Here is a 17995-nt window from a genome sequence, read left to right as displayed (position 1 = left end):
TGAGGACGCCGTTCCCTACCAAAACTCGTCTTTATGAGAGTTTCCGCTTTCCGCTTTTCCCTTTCTGCTTTATTAATTTATCGAAAAGGAATATCCCTCTTTCATGAGTTCATTTTTTATTTCCATTACATGATCTCGATCTCTTGTTTCTAGGGAGATTCGTAGGAAGCAAGAGTTTATATCTACATTGGCATCGGTTCTATCGTGATTTACCGATACCACATTTCCACCTAAATCTGCAATGATTTTAGATACATCTCTTAATTGCCCTGGTTTGTCTATTAATTTGATATTTAATGTTACGAGTCGTCCAGCTTTTTGAAGTCCTCGATCAATCACTCGGGATAGGATGGTCACGTCGATATTACCTCCAGATATTAAACAAACTACTTTTTTACCTTCTATGGGAACTTTATTAAAGAGTGCAGCAGCGACAGAGACAGCTCCAGCCCCTTCTGCTACTAATTTTTGCTTTTCAATTAGAGTAAGTATTGCCGTTGAAATTTCATCATCTGTCACAGTGACGATTTCGTCTACGTACTTTTCACAAAGATTAAATGTAGTCTGTCCAGGTGTTTTTACAGCAATACCATCGGCAATGGTATTGACGGATTGAAGGGTTTGTATTTCGTGTTCTGCTCTGGAATTAATCATAGATGGGGCTCCAGCAGCTTGTACCCCATATATTTTTATATTGGGGTTTAGGGATTTGATGGCGAAAGAAACGCCACTAATAAGTCCCCCTCCTCCAATAGGGATGATTACTGCATCTGCATCAGGAATTTCTTCTAGTATTTCTAGCCCTATGGTTCCTTGACCTGCAATGACTAAATCATCTTCAAAAGGATGTATAAAAGTGGCTCCAGTTTCTTTTTGCATTTCTAATGCCCTACTATAAGCATCATCATAAGTTCCTTCTACAAGACAAACCTCCGCTCCAAAGTTCTTCGTGGCTTCTACCTTTGATATTGGGGCGCTATCTGGAATACAGATTAGAGATTTAATGCCACTTTTAGATGCGGCTAAGGCTACGCCTTGGGCGTGATTACCTGCAGAACAAGCCACCACGCCCATTGACTTTTCTTCTTGTGTGAGTTGTGAAATCTTATAGTATGCTCCCCTAATTTTGAAAGAACCTGTAATTTGCAAATTTTCTGTTTTAAGATATAGTTTACTATCTGGTCGTATATTAGAAGCCCTAATTAGATCTGTTGGCCTGACAATATTCTTTAATATATAGGAAGCGTGGTATATTTTATCTAATGTTAACATATTTATCTCCTCTTTCGTCGTAAAACATTAAATTGTCTTCATGTATTATACCCTAAGATCTTGTTTGAAACAATTGAATTGAAACCGAGATTTTTTCTAGTGTTATGAAAGCTATAAAATAATTTTGTATTCATATATGGTTGGATTTAATAAGTTTAAGAGTTTTTTTAAAAAAATAATATATAAATATACAAAATTTTATAGATTAGTAATGTTATACTATATATATATTCTTTTCATATCAAGACTCATTCATAAGGAGGAGTTCGAACTATGACAGATAAAAGCCAACAAGCAAAGCTATCAAAGAGAGCTCAGTTGCTAGATATCGTAGACAAAGAGCTCTTAATAAAAATCTTAAATGCTTTTACTAAAGCTACAGATTTAACAGCAAATATTGTAGATATACAAGGACGGTCCATTTTTTCAAGAGAAGATGCCCAAAAGAGCTGTAGATTTTGTCGCATCATATGGGAAAAGGAAAGAGAAAAAGGTCTTAAGCGCTGTAAAGGTGCCTACGAAAGAGCGGGGAAACAAGCAGCAATTTTTGGAGAACCCTATATATTTAGGTGCCCTGCTGGATTAATAGAATGGGCAGCTCCTATTATTATTAATGGACAACATTTAGGAACGATTATTTGTGGTCAAGTACTCATGTGGGAGCCAGAGGAATTCTTTTGGATTGAACTAAGACAGATGAATAAAGAGCTAACAGTTGATTTTTATGAGCTTATAGATGCAGCAAAGGAATTAAAAGTTCTCACCGTAGAAAAAGTTCAAGGTGCTGCAGATTTACTTTACGTTACGGCAAATAATATTATGAAATATGGATATGAAAATCAGAAACAAAAACAGGAGATGGCATTGCAGCAATCCTTATTAAATGAAGAAATACAAAATAGAAAGAGTTTAGAAGAAAAACTTAGCATACAAAGTATAAGTCTTAATTATTCTTTAGAGAAAGAGCGAGACTTAGTCAGCAAAATAAAACTAGGAGACTTTGAGGGAGCCAAGAACATATATCAAACACTTCTAGCCGATATCTTCCTTAAAGGCGCAGCTAAAATAAACAAGATCAAAGCACGAGTTCTGGAACTAGGAGTAATCCTTTCAAGAGCTTCTGTAGATGGAGGGGCGGACTTAAACGAAGCCTTGGATATTAGCTCTACTTTTTTAAAGGATGTAGGTTGTTATGAAACCAAAGAAGAAATCGATTTAGCAGCTATTAAAACCTTTGATTTATTTCTACAGGCTATAAAAAATAATTCTAATGCGAGCAATCGTTTAGCTATTCGAGGTATTAAAGATTATATACTAGAAAATTATCAAGAGAATCTCTCTTTAGAGGAAATTTGCGATGCCGTCTTTTTAAGTCCTAATTATGCAAGCAAAATCTTTAAAGATGATCAAGGAATGACCATTATGGAATACGTTACAAAGGTCAAATTGGAGGAAGCAAAAAGACTGCTACGTATCCCTGGGATTTCAGTAGAAGATATTGCAGAAAAGCTAGGTTACAGTGATCCTAGTTATTTTACAAAAGTTTTTCGTCGAAAAATAGGAATCACGCCTACTCAGTATAGAAAGCAAAGTTAGGAGGGCGAAACGGATTGGTAGAAGACATTATCAAAGAGATTCAAATGGGAGTAATCAATGGTAATGCTCAATTAGTAAAAGAAAAAGCAGAGTTTGCCTTACATCAAAGAATTAATCCAGAGAGGATTATTGAAAAGGGTTTAGTTGAGCCTATGAACGAAATTGGTAAGAGCTTTCGAACAGGGGAAAATTTTGTACCAGAAGTATTAAGAGCTTCACGTGCTATGCACGCAGGCTTATATATCTTAAGAACAGTCCTGTGTCGCGAACACCGTTATTCCAGGGGCGTCATTGTAATAGGTACCGTAGCAGGAGATCTTCATGATATCGGTAAAAATTTGGTGGCAATGCTTTTAGAAAGTGCAGGTTATACTGTAATAGATTTAGGGATTGATGTTCCTGTAGAGGGTTTTATTGACGCTATTTATAAATATGAGCCAGATATCCTAGCTCTTTCTGCTCTTCTTACGACAACTATGGGTTCTCAAAGAGAAGTCATGAATAAGATTCGAGAAGAAGGTTTAGACGAGAAGGTAAAAGTCATAGTAGGAGGAGGGCCTGTTACCCACGACTATGCCAAAGCCATTGGTGCTCATGGCTACGCAAAAGATTTGTTTGAGACTATTGATCTTGTAGATAATTTAATAGGAAAGTAAATGTAAAAGCCAAAATTTCATCAGATGGAGTTTTGGCTTTTTTTGGTTGGACGGGAAAACTTCAAAAGCTGAAAGCGGAATGCGGAAAGGAAAACCAAACTCGCTTAAAGGCGAGGTAAAGACCCAAGCCCTTGCTTAGGTCATCCTGGAGCGAAGCGAAGGATCTATTAGTACACAAACTATATAATAGTTCTAACTTACCTAGTACTATAACAAAATGTAAAAACCTTCAATGAACACTGAACACTGAACACTGAACACTGAACATGGAACAGTACAAATATGCGACTATTTATTTAGCATTTATATTATTCATTGCTTATTGTTCCATATTCATTGTTCACTGCGACGTAAGTCGCATATTTGCTGACCACCTGACCACCTTAAAATTACCAGAAATTGTTGAAATAGTACAATTTGCGAAAACTTCAAAGTGATGGAGTACCAGAATGTATTGATATCCTCCATCGACTTAGGAATTGAAGGAGAGTATTATATAAGTATAGAAAGAAGTTATATACTTATAGTGAAATACAAAATTTTGGAGGTGGTGTAGGAAAGCCAATAAGAAATGCAGGCCTGCAGAATCCATATCTGGCTTTTAAAAAATGTTTTAGCTACAACGCCTATGAGACAAGGGGAAGGTATCTTTATGAATTTTAAGTTAATAACACAATTAGTAAGCGAACTTGAAGAAGATGAGGTTATAAATTTACTAAATCATTTTGTCCAGTCCAACCCATCAAAAGAAGATGCAATAAAAGTTATTGGAGCTTGTCAAAAGGGCATGGCAATCGTGGGAAGACATTTTGAGAACAGAGAGTACCTTGTAGGAGATGTTATTTATGCAGGTGAGCTGCAGCAGATGATTTTAGACTTATTAGAACCTATAATTGGGTACAGTATAGTAAGATTAGGAACCATTTCTGGAGAAACTAAGAACATTGGTGAACGTCTCTTTAGAAAGATTATCGAATCATCTGGTTATATGGTATCAACAGAAACTTGTTAATATAATTTAATTTATATGGAGGAATCAATATGAAAAAGAGTTTTACACAGTTAGCTTATAAGGATTTAAATGATTTTGTGTACGGTTCTTGCCCTAATCCAGTTACTACAAAAAGCGGTCTCGTCATTGGTGGAGGCACCATTTATCCTGAATTAAACTTTACTCTTCCAGGAATGAATATCGATGAAAATTCAGTAAAAGATGCATACAAAATTTATGCAGACATTATAAATGGCGCTTTAAAAAGAGCTCATGAACTTTATGCACCAGGTGTGGTTCTAGAATTAGAAACATTAGTAAACTTTACAGAGAATCCTAAATGGGGTATTGAAGTCAATCGCATCATCTTAGATATTATGAAAGAATATGCAGATAAATATGGTCTAAAAACAGCATTACGCGCTACTCTTAACGATACAAGAGAAATGAGTCGTCCTCCTGTAATGAGAAGTGGAAAATACTGGGATGGTATGATAGAAGCATTTGAAGGCTGTGCTAGAGATGGAGCAGATTTCCTTTCTATAGAGTCAACAGGCGGAAAAGAATTACATGATGATGCATTAGTCAATGCGGAAATCAAACAAGTAATCTTCTCCTTAGGCGTATTAGCGGCAAGAGATATGGAATTCTTATGGGGACATTTAGTTGATATTGCAGATCGCAATAATTGTTATGCAGCTGGAGATTCCTCTTGTGGATTTGCTAATACAGCTATGGTACTTGCAGAAAGAGGATTTATACCTAAATCTTTTGCAGCAGTAGTACGTGTTGCTACCGCATCTAGAGCTTTAGTAGCTTACGAAATGGGTGCAGTAGGACCTAGTAAAGACTGTGAATACGCAGGTCCATATATTAAAGCAATAACAGGTACACCAATATCTGCGGAAGGAAAATCTGCAGCATGTGCACACTTTAGTCCAGTTGGTAATATTTCAGCAGCTGTGGCGGATCTTTGGAGTAATGAATCGGTACAACAAGTAAAACTATTATCTGATTACGCACCAATCGTATCAATGGAACAATTAATTTACGACTGTAGATTAATGAATGAAGCAACGAAACAAGGCATGAATGTACAATTTAGAGATTTATTAGTAGAGTCTGACTCTCCTTTAGACGTTCATGCTTATGTACTTAGACCTGATTTTGTATTTGATATCAGTAAAGAATTAGTTAAAGAACAAAATCCTTTCTTGAGAACAAAATTAGCAGCTCAATTAGCAGTTGAAGGACTTAAAAAGGGTATAGCAGATGGCAAAGTTTCTGCAGATAAGAGAGACAATAAATATCTTGATATTATGGCTAGAGAATTAGACGAAATACCTGAAGACCCTATGGAATTTTACAATGATATTAAAGAAGATTTAGATGAAAGTAAATATTTACCTGGCGAATATTTAATAGGCGAAGCTACAAGCGTATAGATTTTTAATGAATTACTGTAATACAAAAATTATTGTTTAATTAGAGGAGGATTATAATATGTCTAAATTTGAAAATATCGCTCAATGTGTTCTTGATGGAGAGTTTAAAAAAGTTAAAGGTCTTGTTAACAAAGCAATGGATGATGGCGCTAAGCCAATGGATATTATAAATGAAGGTTTAATAGGAGGTATGAATCTCGTAACGCCTTTGTTTAAAACAGGTGAAATGTTTGTTCCTGAAGTTATGAAATCTGCTAAGACGATGAATATTGGTATGGAACTTTTAAAAGAGCATATTAAAGAGGGCGATTTAGTAACGAAAGGTGTCATTGTTACGGGAACAGTTAAAGGGGACCTTCATGATATCGGTAAGAACTTAGTAGGTATGATGTTAGAGAGTAGCGGATATACCGTTATAGACTTAGGAACAGATATAGAACCAGAAGATTTTCTTAAGGCAATAGAAGAACAAAAACCTGATATCATCGGTATGTCTGCATTGTTAACGACTACAATGATGAATATTAAAGAGACTATTGATTTCTTACAAGAAAAGGGTGTTCGAGATAAAGTTAAGATCATGATCGGTGGAGCCCCAATTAGTCAAGAGTTTGCAGATCAAGTAGGTGCTGATGGGTACGGTGAAGATGCTGCTGCTGCAGTTGAATTATGTGATTCCTTATTGAGTGAAAAAGCACACGCTTAACAAATGTCCAGGAGGTTATGACCATGCTTATTGTGGGAGAATTAATCAACACAAGTAGAAAAGCTGTAAAAGAAGCAGTCTTAAATAAAGATGCAGATTTTATTAAAAAATTAGCACAAGAACAATACGACGCAGGAGCAGATTATATTGACGTAAATTGTGGTACAATGGTCAACAATGAAGCAGAAGTAATGACTTGGCTTGTCAATTGTATACAAGAGCAAGTAGAGGCACCTCTTTGTATTGATAGTCCAGATGCAGCTGTTTTAGATGCAGGATTGGCTCTTTGTAAATACGATCAGCCAATGTTAAACTCTATAAGTGATGAAGATGATCGATTTGATTCCATATTACCTATTATGTTGAAGCATAAAGCAAAAGTAGTTGCACTTTGTATGGATAGTACTGGAATGCCTGAAACAGCAGAAGACCGTGTAAAGGTAGCTCGTAATTTATATCATAAGCTTACAAAAGCTGGTGTGCCAGACGACGATATTTACTTTGATCCTCTAATAAAGCCAGTTAGTAGCATTAGTACAGCAGGAATCGAAGTATTAGAGGCGATTAAGCAAATTAAGTCGGAATTTCCAGATGTACACTTCACATGTGGGCTCAGTAATATTTCCTTTGGATTGCCAAATCGAAAAGTCTTAAATAGATTATTTGCTGTCCAAATCATGGCAGTTGGAATGGATGGATATGTCTTAGATCCAACGGATAAAGAAATGATGGGTTCCTTGATTGCTTCGACTACTTTACTAGATCAAGATGAGTTTAATTGCGATTATCTAAAGGCTCACAGAAAAGGACTCTATAAATAAATCTTATAAACGAAAGGGAAAAGGAGTTGCTTTTTCCTTTTCGTGTATTTATTGAATAAGAAACTGCTACTTTTGGTTCTAGCTACTGCTTAAGTCATCCTGAGCGTTAGCGAAGGATCTTTGACCTATAAGACTTGACCCTAGCACTGATTGCTGAAGACTGGTCATTGATGGCTAAAGCGCCGAAGGCGCTAAATATATATCATTTCAGGGAGAGGTATTCTTATGACAAAAATTGATATTGTATCTGGTTTTTTGGGTTCAGGAAAAACTACTTTTATAAAAAAGTTACTAGAGGAAAACATAGCAGGAGAAAAAGTAGTCATTGTAGAAAATGAATTTGGAAAGGTCGGCATAGACGGAAGCCTATTACAAGAAACAGGTATTGATATTGTAGAAATCAATTCAGGTTGCATATGCTGTACTCTAGTGGGAGAATTTTCTAGAGCTATTGAACTTGTCATAAAAACATATCAACCAGACAGAGTTATTATCGAACCTTCAGGAGTGGGCAAACTTTCAGAAGTTTTATCTTCTTGTACTGAATTTACTTCTCAGGATCAAATAAAATTAAATGGAATTGTTACTATTGTGGATGTAGTAAAATATGAAATGAATCTAGAGTATGTCACAGAGTACTTTGAAGATCAAATTAGAAATGCCAATACCATATTTTTAAGTCGAACACAGAAGGCTACTGTAGAAAAAATTCGTTACATAGTAGAGGATATAAAAAGGATCAATAAAAATGCAAATATTGTAACTACTCCATGGGATCAATTAGAGAGTAAGGGAGTCCTTGCATTATTAGAAAACAAAGTAGGCTCTCTCATGGAAGAACAAGAAAAAGTCTGCACCGACCCACATTGTAATCATGATCATCATTCTCATAAAGGAAATGAATTTTTTGAGCGCTGGGAAATGGAAACAAGCCAGCCTTATACAAAAGGAGATATTGAGCATTCTCTAAAGGCCCTCAGTGATAGAGACTATGGTATCGTCTTAAGGGCAAAAGGAATCCTGGCCACAGTAGAAGGAGATTGGATTCAATTTGATTTTGTGCCTGGCGAGTACGAGATTAGGGATATTTCACCTGATTATACGGGAAGGCTCTGCGTCATCGGTAAAGATTTGAATAAAGGAAAAGTAGAGAGATTGTTTGCTTGCAAATGAGTTATCTATCTCTTTATTTCTCCTTTGATCCAATATTTTTATCCAGGAGAGACGCTCGATTTATAGTGGAAGATCCATATTTTTCTCTTATAGCGTCTAATGCCTTTTCTAATTTAGCTGTTTTTTCGAGATTATCTTTTGGTACATTGGCTTTTGGAAGGTCAAACATCGAGATCTGCTCGTAATGACCTTTCTCATCAAAATTGTTAAGACTAATGCCTAGTAGTCGAACAGATTTGTGAGGGTCCCAGTATTTATGTAGTAATTCAATGCCTGTATCATAGATGATTGTAGTTAAATTAGTGGGCTCTATGGTTTTTTGTCTTGTGATGGTTTGAAAGTTTGAATACTTAATGATGATTTGTATAGTACGCCCTTTTTTATTTTGTTTTCGTGCTTGAATACCTACTTCATCTGCTAATTTCATGAGTACTAATTTTGCATCTTCTACATTATTAATATCTTTAGATAGTGTAACGGATCGGCCAATGGATTTTACATCATCGTGATTGTGAGAGACTACAGGAGATGAATCTATTCCATTTGCAAGAAGGTAGACTTGAGATCCTATTTTCCCAAATTTCTTATAAAGACTTTCCCTTGAATATTGTGCTATATCTCCAATGGTGAAAATACCAATGCTCTGCAGTTTTTTAGCTGTTTGATTTCCTATGCCATACATTTTCCGAACAGGAAGTGGCCAAAGCTTTTTCTTAATATCTTTTTGCCAAAGTTCTGTAATTCCCTGAGGTTTTTTCATGTCCGATGCCATTTTAGATAAAAATTTATTTTCAGAAATTCCTATAGAACACCATAGACCACATTCTTCATTAATATGAGACATAATGGTTTTAGCCACTTCTAAAGGCTGTCCAAAAATTCTTTCAGATCCTGTCATATCTAGCCAAGCTTCGTCTACGCTATTTTGTTCAATAATAGGGGTGTACTCCATAAGGACATTCATTACTTCATGAGATTTTTGCCTGTAAAAAGAGTGGTCTGGCGCAATCAGCACGATTTGAGGGCAAAGTTTTCTGGCTTCATGAACTTGCATTGCAGTACGAACTCCATATTTTCTCGCTTCGTAATTAGCCGTGAGAATAATTCCCGTCCTATTTTTAGGATCCCCTGCTACAGCTGCAGGCTTTTCAATAATTTGTGGATGACGTGTAGTTTCACAGCTGATAAAGAAAGCGTTCATATCCACTAAAAACACTACTTTGTTTTGCATAGGAACCACCTCCTTTAAAATTTTCACCTTGCTGGTATTTAAAGCGGCACAAGCGCTTTTTAAGTAATTGGAAAAGTTTTACTTTTTGATCCTAGCTGCTGCTTGAGTCATCATATGGTATCTGAGCGTCAGGGTCAGATCTTTTAACCTGTAAGATTTGACCCTAGCACTGATGACTGAAGACTGGCTACTGGTAGCTAAAGTGCCAAAGGCACTTACTTGTAGTATACCATTTTATCCTTTTCAACTGAAAACATTTACGGTAGAATGGTATTCAAGAATATCAACAATTAATGGAGTGAAATAATGAATTACTGCGAATTAGATGAAAATAAAATCTGTGATGATTGTGGCAGGTGCCAAATATGTGATTTAGATAAAAATAAAGTTTGTGACAATTGTTGTGAATGTATTGGAATAGCCTCAGAATACAATGTAGTAGAAATTGAACATGTAGAAGATGGAGCAGACCATGCTTTTAATGAAGATGAAGAGGAATTGTTTACCAAGTGGATGGAGAAAAAAAGAGAGAATAAATAGGCAGGGGGGTACCGCATATGGACAATGTGCTAAAACAAAGATGTGAGCTGTTCGTGAGAAATAGAGATATTATGAAGAATCATTTTAGATGGGATCATTCTTCACTCCATCCTCTTTGTGGGAGTATGTACACAGAGAGGCAATTAGAAGTAGATGAAGTAAAAATTAAAGAATGTAAAGACATTATTAAGTCTAATACTGGCCTTTTGTCTCCCTTTCGAAGCACCACAAACTTAATTTTAGCTACCGTGCTTTCCCTTGAAAGTCAGGCTGTTATAAAGTTTCAAAAGGTACTCCGGATTTACGATTTACTCAGAAAGGAATTTTATTCTTCTGATTATTTGCCATTGTCCGCCTTTGTAATGGCAGATATGGTCAAAGATACGGATTATAAGAGGGTCGTAGAAAAAGCAAAGGAAATCTACAAGAGAATGAAAAAAGAACATCCCTTCTTAACATCAAGTGAAGATAGTGGTTTTGCCATAATGTTCGCCATTAGTGACTTGACTGTAGAGGAAGCCATTACAGAAATGGAAAAATGCTATAACTTTTTACAGACTCAGTTCTTTTCTGCTAATGCAGTTCAGTCTTTAAGCCATGCCCTAGCTTTAGGGGAGGAAAACTTCCTCAAAAAGTGCAATAAAGTTATGGAGATCTTCGAAGGGTTAAAAAATAGAGACTGTAAGTTTGGCACGGGAGTAGAACTAGCCATACTAGGTGTCTTAGCTATGACAACGGAAAATACACAGCAAGTGATTAATGATATAGTAGAAGTGAACGAGTATTTACTCTCCTTTAAAGGCTTTGGAGCACTAGGAATAGCAAAGAAACAGCGACTGATGTACAGTGCCATTTTAGTAGAGCAGGAATACAAGAGACAATGTGAAAATAAGCTTATGGAAGTAGCGTCTATAAATAGCATCACAAGCATTATAATTGCAGAGCAAATAGCTGTAACGGCAGCAATTACGGCAAGTGTAACGGCAACAAATGCTGCAAATAGTTAATAAACGAAGGGAAAGGAGATGGTTTATATGATGATAGGGCCAAATGTTTTCATAAGTTTGTTTGTGTTTCCTATAATTATCGCGATTCCAGCAATTATTTTATATTTTATTATTAAGCTTGCTGTAAAAAATGCGATAAAAGAAGCGAGAGATGATGGATTTTTAAAATAAAAAAGTGAGGTGCCAATATGAAAAAGCCTATGGCTTTATGTGCAATCCTTTTCTGTACTCTACTATTAGCAGGGTGCTTTACCACTAAGGTAGAAGAATCTGATACTCTAAGAGAAGAATCTATAACTCCATTGCCTGAAATGACCATTTCTCCTGCTATATTAACAGTAGCTGAGGAAAATATACAGGCTTTAGTGACAAATAGCAACGGCAGCGGTGTCATATATGATTATAACACGAACAAAAATATTCGATTAATAGAAATCAATGTTATAGAAAATAAGGGAGATCTTATGCCTGTAGTTATTAATAGCAATCGCTCATCTCTTGACTTTAAAAAGGGTAGATGCTATTTTGAATACAATATGGATAAAAATGAGTTAAATATGGGATTTCAAGGCGATAATAATGGCTATATAGGCACTGCAACTTTTACTGATACTTTTGATGTAAAAGAGAAAACAGAAGGATATTTCACTAAAACCCAAATGCATTTAAACAGTAATACAAAGATAAAAGTTGGAGAGGCGATTCCTATCGCCTTAGCTATAGAAAGCAATTCTGATGAAGTGGCTACCTGGCCAATAGAAAAATACATAGAAGAACCTAATTTATTGAAGGAATATGAGAGGTCTTATCTTATTACTGTTACTTTTTTAGAGGAAGATGCATAAAAAGGTAGTTATCTTAATAGCAATTAAGTTAAATAAAATTGAAATATAGATATAAAATAAAAGACTTACCTTTTGCTAGTCTTTTATTTTATAGTTTGGGAAGGAAATGTAAATCTATTTAAACAAATTGGAATTTGTCCAGCAAATCTTAGTTCATTCTCTATTACTCAATAATATATACTTTGATAATTTCTCCATAATATGCAATATGATAATTTATTGGCCAACATTCGTAAAATGAATTGTAAATATTGGATATATTGGTTATTATTATAAATAATAGTATATCATTGAATAAAGCGAAACATTTATAATAATTTTAGGGAGATGAGTAAATGAAAAAAAGTATTGCACGAATCGCTATCTTTTTATGTATTATACTTTTATTTAGTATGACAGCTTGTCAAAAGGAAACACCCTATTTTAAAGAGATACAATTAGGTATGTCACGTGATGAAATTCTTGAAATAAAAAAAGAATGGGGAGATCCCCAAGTATCAAAGGAAGATTATATTTTATATCAAGATATAGAATTTAATGATTTAATAGGAGAAGTAGATTACACTTTTGATGAAGATGGCAAGCTAATTCAATCAAATATTAGTATTGTTCCAGCTGAAAAGGAGTCCTCTAAAGTTTATGAAAAATTAGTTCAGGAGCTTTCAAGAGAATATGGTGAAGCCACTAAGTTGTATGAGAGTACGACAATGTGGAAAACAGAGCGAAATGGAGAAGATAGTTATATCCTCTGTATGCATGATAGCACAAATAAAAACCTCTCGATAATACTATGCACTCCAGAAGTATACGATGGAATAATTAATTTTGAGCCAACAATTACAGAGCCCTATACCTTTAATGGTAACACAAATGGAAGGACGTTGGGATAAAGTAGTTGAATACTGATACAAATTTGAAATGATTTTTTATGTTACATATAGAAAAAAGTATAATAAGAAAGTAGTGATAATATGTCAGTTGTATCTGTATGGAGTATAATATGGAATATAATAAATATTGTAATTTTAGTATCTATTGTAGGATTTATCATATATCTTTTAATACTGTTAATAAAGGTGCTAAAAATTTATATAAATAAAAACTCTTAATATTTACAGGATCATATTCATCAAATCATTAAATATTAGGAGGTCAAATCATGGAGAAGGAAGATAAACGTAAAATGGAAGAATATTATAAAGAATCCAATGACGAACCTCGCTGATTCAATAGATCATTCACTTATGGGTGATTTAAGACAGTTAACTAAAGGAAAGTTGCTTACAAGGACTATTGTAGGTGTAATAATTATTGGAATACTGATTTTAATATTTTTTGCTGTTAAAAATTAAACTGACATTGTTTGTTTAAGATGTATTGTTTGTATATCGTGAAACATAAGGGGGAATATATAGTGTTTTTGCTCGATAAAATAATGCTTTTATTTAATAACCAAGACGTATATATTGGGTATTCAATAGATGAGGTAACAAAAATAATAAGTGTTCTGACAGAAAATAATATTAAATATAAGCACAAAGTAGTAAAACTTTTAAGAAGCGATGAAAGATTTAGCTTAAGAAGAGCTGGGGTAAATATGAATTACGATACACAGCATATTGTTTCTGTTAAGCAAAGCGATAATGAGCAAGCAAAATATCTTGTTAATAAAGTTTTACATTCACTAAATAGTAAGAAGTAAAATTATATTAAAATAAGATTAATACACAATATTATATATTATGCAACAGTAGATCAATATGATGTAAATAGCGGAAGATTTTTTAATTAAATTAGTAATCTTCTAGTAGTTAGATTAAAAAAGGAGGGGTCATAGTGAACGGACTAATAACTTTTGTACCATTAATCATTTCTTTGATTTCTGTGGTAATAATAGGATTTATTTTCTATAGTACAGCCTTAATTACAAAAGTATTAAAGATATATATTAAGAAGAATTCATAACATAAAACTCAATTTTTAAATCGCGTCACAACATAAAATACCACAAAGCAGAAGGGGGGAAAGGTATGGATTTAGGGAAATCAAATTATGAAATTCAAGCAGAAAAAGCTCAACTTGAGTTTCCAAAGTGGAATCACAAAGCTATAGCTGACAAATTTAATCTCATCTATGATAAACAGTATTTGTACATAAATTTTATCAATCAGAAACACCGCATTAATCGCGAGACCGGATTAGTAGAAAAGTCAATTGATGGTATATTATATCACTCTAAAGCAGGTTTTAATGAAATTATGTCTATTTTTGATTTATTCTCTTATTCAAAGGCACAGTTAGAGTTATCAGGAGAATGGATTAATATGCAAAGTTTAGGCGCTAGTTTAGGTGCTACGGGCCACTCTGGAAGAGCTGTTGGTAGTGATTTGTTCGCTCCTTTTTCTAAGCATTTCAGTGGGAAGTGTTCAGAGCTTGCAAAAGCATGTGTACAATTAGGTGGGAAAGAGGCAACATATGCTGATGTCAGTTTTATCATAAATGTATTTGATTTTTTGCCTGTCATGATACAGTTCTGGGACTGTGATGATGAATTCTCAGGGGAAATAAAAATATTTTGGGATAAAAATATCTTAAATTATATGCATTTTGAGACAACTTTTTATATTGCTTACCATCTGCTTTATAAAGTCAAGAAAATAATGGGAGAGTAAATATTGATGAACAAAATAATTTTATAGAAATGATAATAAATGTAATTATCAATATAGATGGAGGGATGCAAATAATCGAATTGAATCATATAGATTGATGGTTTATAATGCTTATAATGAAGTTGTATTTTTTGTATTGACATTGTTATAGCTTACCCTATACATATTAGAGGTATCTCGAATAAAATACAATCATTTTGCTCAATTGATAATTACTTGAAGAAAGCTAGGTATGTATGGAATATAATGTTACATTCTGCGCTTTAGTAAATCAGGCACTCCTAGCGTAGAAGAATGCTATGCTACACATTTTGTGGGAAAACGAAGGAGAAAAGAGGATTATATGAATAAACTAAAGAGCGAAGTTAACGAATGAATAAATATTTAAGTAATTTAGAACGAGGTTTTCTAGATTGAAAGCGCGTTCTTTTTTCATGTAATAGGATATTATTGCAAACATCTTTTAAATTACAAACTGGTCTTGTAATTTGTTTAAAACATAATGATCTAAAACAATTCAAAATATGAATTTATAAGGAGCATATACATGAAAGATGTAAAATATATTAAATACGGATTATTCTCATCTATACTTATAGCGCTAGGTCCAATACTGTGGCTATTCATGAACATATACCATAAAAATTACGAATCTATAGTATTAAACATAATTTTTGTTATAATTGGAATTACTTTAGTATTTTACAATCTCAGAAACTATTCAAAAATATACAACAAAAAACGTAATATTGCTTTGGATCTGCTAAGCCATATAATATCATTTATATATTATATTCTATTATTAGTAGTAATGGTAATAGCTTTTATAGGATTTTATATAGGGATTAATCTTATACAAGAAAAACTATTTGCTAAAAGAGAATATCTAATTTATCTTATAAAAAGTCCATATTCCTATTTATTATTTGTAATACTGACAATAGTGGCTAGTAGAATCGGAATGTTTCTATATAGAGAAGAAAAATTATCTTCAATGAACAAAGGCTTATTTCCGCGGTTAAAGATTGATAAAGTTCTGATATTAACAATAATTCCACTTATATATATTATAATAACTAGTGTAGTGGTAGTCACAGAAGATGGTATTTATGATTATAGCTTTTACAACTTGAAGGGAAACAAATATAGCTATAGTGATGTAGAATATGTAAATACTGGATTTGTTGATAGTGGAAGAAATAAGGGTGAGTTTTTCTATAATATTGAATTAAAAAATGGTATAAAATTAGAATTAGCTCATCCATCTATGGCTCAGCCTTCAGAGAAATATGATTATGATTCATGGCAAGAATATGTTGATATAGACAAATATGTTATGAATAGTGGAGTTAAAAAGGATTCTAGTGAAAAAGGTTCGAACTATGTACAAATGGATAAGATGTATATTGATAAACTATTAAATGTTGTAAGGAATAAATAAGGAATATAAATTTTATTATCCGGATTGTAGGGGAGGTCTTCGACCTCCTGTGCGAACATTATTGTAATTGATAGTAGATCAGAAGAATCTAGAGAAAACAAAGGAAGAATCAAAATAATGGATATATCTAATAAGCTGATAAAACAAGTTGATGAAATGCGCTACCTTACTACAGAGAATACCTGGAGGTATCGCTCTATTTTAAGGTATTTTTATTTAGAATACGAAAAAATGAAACATTATCTCTACAAGGAAGAGGTTTTTGAAGAGCTAAAAAAACACCATGAATTCAAGGAATACACTATAGAACAATGTCGTCAGGATTTAGACGTACTTATTTCTTGGAGAAATCTATTAGCCATTCAAGATACTTCTAAAGTAAGCACGGTAGAAGAGTTTAAAAATAAGCAATTTCGTTATCAACTTTCAGAGTATAGTGTAGAGATTGAGCGATTGACGATACGACTAGAAAATCTTCATGCAGAAAGCGCTTCCTTAGAACCATCTCTTCTAGAGCGAATTAAAGAAGAATTGAGCAAATTACCCCTTGTAATCGACGAGGATCGTAAAACCGTTCACAATTGGTGGAATAATTTAAGTGCTGATTTTAAAAGGCTTAATCAAAATTATCAGGATTACATTCGAGATCTCTACAGCATAAAAGCAGAAGAAATGATGAAGACCAAGGAGTTTTTAGTATTTAAAGATAAATTTATTGAGTACCTAAGAGATTTTATAAAAGGATTACAAAATAATGGATCGGCTATTGAATACATTTTAAAATCCTATCACGCAAGTGATGCGATAACCGTTCTAGAAAAGGCCATTGAATACGAATTATCTATTCCTAGATTAGATACAGAGATTTCTTATGAATTATTAAAAGAGAATTTCTATAGTAGGTGGGAAAATCTAGAAGAGTGGTTTTTAGGGTCTCCTACTCGGGAAAGTGAAGCCTCTAAGATGTTAGACATTACAAATGAAATTATTCGAAAAATAACTCGTTATGCCGCCCAAATATCGGAAAGTAGAAATAGCGCAGCTAATCGCAAGGAAGAGTATAAGAAATTAGGCAAAATGTTTTTAAACTGCAAAGATATCAATGAAGCACATAAACTCTCTAGTTTTGCCTTTGGAATTTTTCATATGAAGCATATCAAGGCAAATGAGATAAGGGAGACGGATAGCATCAATAGTGATATTTTCGAAGAAAAGTCTACGATTCAAAACATCAAGCCACGAATTCGAACCTATAGGGAAAAGTCAAGAACTACGCCAATAAGAAATAACGAACAAAAGAAAAAAGATATGTTGCAAAGAATAATTGCTGTTAGAGAAGAAGAGCGTAAGGTTATGGATCAGTATATTATAGAGAACAAGATTGACTTTAAAAATCTACCTACTATTCCATCTCATGTTCGAACTACATTACTCCGTTGGTTGAGCAAGGGGCTTAATGGAACAGATTATGGTAGTAGAACTGAAGATGGTCGAAATTATAAAGTGATTTTGCCTGATTTTAGGCACAAAAAATGTATCCTCCATTGTGAAGATGGCGACCTGGAAATGCCTGCTTTTACAATAGAATTCGAAAGGTAA

At 33.7% G+C, this 17995-nt stretch carries 20 protein-coding genes; 18 read left to right on the top strand and 2 right to left on the bottom strand.

The window, feature by feature from the left end; all coding sequences use genetic code 11:
* Positions 1–72 precede the first annotated feature (72 nt).
* Positions 73–1272 (bottom strand): threonine ammonia-lyase, encoded by a 1200-nt coding sequence (ilvA, locus tag DES36_RS04810; RefSeq protein ID WP_113920090.1) that lies wholly within the window; start codon positions 1270–1272, stop codon positions 73–75.
* Positions 1273–1545: 273 nt separating this feature from the next.
* Here ilvA and DES36_RS04805 point away from each other — a divergent pair, with 273 nt between their 5' ends.
* The 7 genes from DES36_RS04805 to DES36_RS04775 all read left to right on the top strand — a co-directional run bounded on the left by DES36_RS04805 (position 1546) and on the right by DES36_RS04775 (position 8660).
* Positions 1546–2868: a PocR ligand-binding domain-containing protein gene (locus tag DES36_RS04805; protein ID WP_113920089.1), complete on the top strand. Its 1323-nt coding sequence runs from the start codon at positions 1546–1548 to the stop codon at positions 2866–2868.
* Positions 2869–2882: 14 nt separating this feature from the next.
* Entirely contained in the window at positions 2883–3524 is a 642-nt protein-coding gene (locus tag DES36_RS04800) for a cobalamin B12-binding domain-containing protein (protein WP_242981700.1), read from the top strand.
* A 652-nt stretch (positions 3525–4176) separates the two neighbouring features.
* Positions 4177–4536 carry a B12-binding domain-containing protein gene (locus tag DES36_RS04795; RefSeq protein WP_170128178.1) on the top strand — a complete coding sequence of 120 codons (360 nt, stop codon included), beginning with the start codon at positions 4177–4179 and terminating at the stop codon, positions 4534–4536.
* A 29-nt stretch (positions 4537–4565) separates the two neighbouring features.
* Complete coding sequence (locus DES36_RS04790; RefSeq protein WP_113920087.1) at positions 4566–5960, top strand: methyltransferase MtaB domain-containing protein; 1395 nt, start codon at positions 4566–4568, stop codon at positions 5958–5960.
* 58 nt (positions 5961–6018) lie between these two features.
* On the top strand, positions 6019–6666 hold the full coding sequence (locus DES36_RS04785) for a cobalamin B12-binding domain-containing protein (RefSeq protein ID WP_113920086.1): 648 nt from the start codon (positions 6019–6021) through the stop codon (positions 6664–6666).
* Between the two features lie 23 nt (positions 6667–6689).
* Complete coding sequence (locus tag DES36_RS04780) at positions 6690–7487, top strand: methyltetrahydrofolate cobalamin methyltransferase (RefSeq protein ID WP_113920085.1); 798 nt, start codon at positions 6690–6692, stop codon at positions 7485–7487.
* A gap of 225 nt (positions 7488–7712) precedes the next feature.
* Positions 7713–8660, top strand: a complete 948-nt coding sequence (locus DES36_RS04775; RefSeq protein ID WP_113920084.1) for a CobW family GTP-binding protein — start codon at positions 7713–7715, stop codon at positions 8658–8660.
* A 13-nt stretch (positions 8661–8673) separates the two neighbouring features.
* Here DES36_RS04775 and dinB read toward each other — a convergent pair whose 3' ends face one another.
* Positions 8674–9891, bottom strand: a complete 1218-nt coding sequence (gene dinB / locus DES36_RS04770) for a DNA polymerase IV (RefSeq protein ID WP_113920083.1) — start codon at positions 9889–9891, stop codon at positions 8674–8676.
* Between the two features lie 306 nt (positions 9892–10197).
* On the opposite strand from dinB, the gene DES36_RS04765 reads away from it, so the two are divergent.
* From DES36_RS04765 to DES36_RS04725, 11 genes are all read left to right on the top strand, one after another.
* On the top strand, positions 10198–10431 hold the full coding sequence (locus DES36_RS04765) for a hypothetical protein (RefSeq protein WP_113920082.1): 234 nt from the start codon (positions 10198–10200) through the stop codon (positions 10429–10431).
* A gap of 17 nt (positions 10432–10448) precedes the next feature.
* On the top strand, positions 10449–11438 hold the full coding sequence (locus tag DES36_RS04760; RefSeq protein ID WP_113920081.1) for a DUF4003 family protein: 990 nt from the start codon (positions 10449–10451) through the stop codon (positions 11436–11438).
* Positions 11439–11465: 27 nt separating this feature from the next.
* Positions 11466–11609, top strand: a complete 144-nt coding sequence (locus DES36_RS14755; protein ID WP_170128177.1) for a DUF6019 family protein — start codon at positions 11466–11468, stop codon at positions 11607–11609.
* A 17-nt stretch (positions 11610–11626) separates the two neighbouring features.
* Positions 11627–12283, top strand: a complete 657-nt coding sequence (locus DES36_RS04755) for a hypothetical protein (RefSeq protein WP_113920080.1) — start codon at positions 11627–11629, stop codon at positions 12281–12283.
* A 335-nt stretch (positions 12284–12618) separates the two neighbouring features.
* On the top strand, positions 12619–13173 hold the full coding sequence (locus DES36_RS04750; RefSeq protein WP_113920079.1) for a hypothetical protein: 555 nt from the start codon (positions 12619–12621) through the stop codon (positions 13171–13173).
* Positions 13174–13491: 318 nt separating this feature from the next.
* Positions 13492–13635, top strand: coding sequence for a hypothetical protein (locus DES36_RS15025; RefSeq protein ID WP_242981699.1), 144 nt, complete (start codon positions 13492–13494; stop codon positions 13633–13635).
* Between the two features lie 62 nt (positions 13636–13697).
* Entirely contained in the window at positions 13698–13985 is a 288-nt protein-coding gene (locus DES36_RS04740; protein ID WP_113920078.1) for a hypothetical protein, read from the top strand.
* Positions 13986–14119: 134 nt separating this feature from the next.
* Positions 14120–14248, top strand: a complete 129-nt coding sequence (locus tag DES36_RS15265; RefSeq protein ID WP_278278690.1) for a hypothetical protein — start codon at positions 14120–14122, stop codon at positions 14246–14248.
* A 65-nt stretch (positions 14249–14313) separates the two neighbouring features.
* Positions 14314–14955, top strand: a complete 642-nt coding sequence (locus tag DES36_RS04735) for a DUF3786 domain-containing protein (protein ID WP_113920077.1) — start codon at positions 14314–14316, stop codon at positions 14953–14955.
* Between the two features lie 547 nt (positions 14956–15502).
* Positions 15503–16396 (top strand): hypothetical protein, encoded by an 894-nt coding sequence (locus tag DES36_RS04730; RefSeq protein ID WP_113920076.1) that lies wholly within the window; start codon positions 15503–15505, stop codon positions 16394–16396.
* Positions 16397–16513: 117 nt separating this feature from the next.
* Entirely contained in the window at positions 16514–17995 is a 1482-nt protein-coding gene (locus tag DES36_RS04725; protein WP_113920075.1) for a TIGR02677 family protein, read from the top strand.

Origin of the sequence: Alkalibaculum bacchi, from assembly GCF_003317055.1 — a bacterium.
Lineage (GTDB): Bacteria > Bacillota > Clostridia > Eubacteriales > Alkalibacteraceae > Alkalibaculum > Alkalibaculum bacchi.
This window is presented reverse-complemented; position numbering and strand designations above follow the sequence as displayed.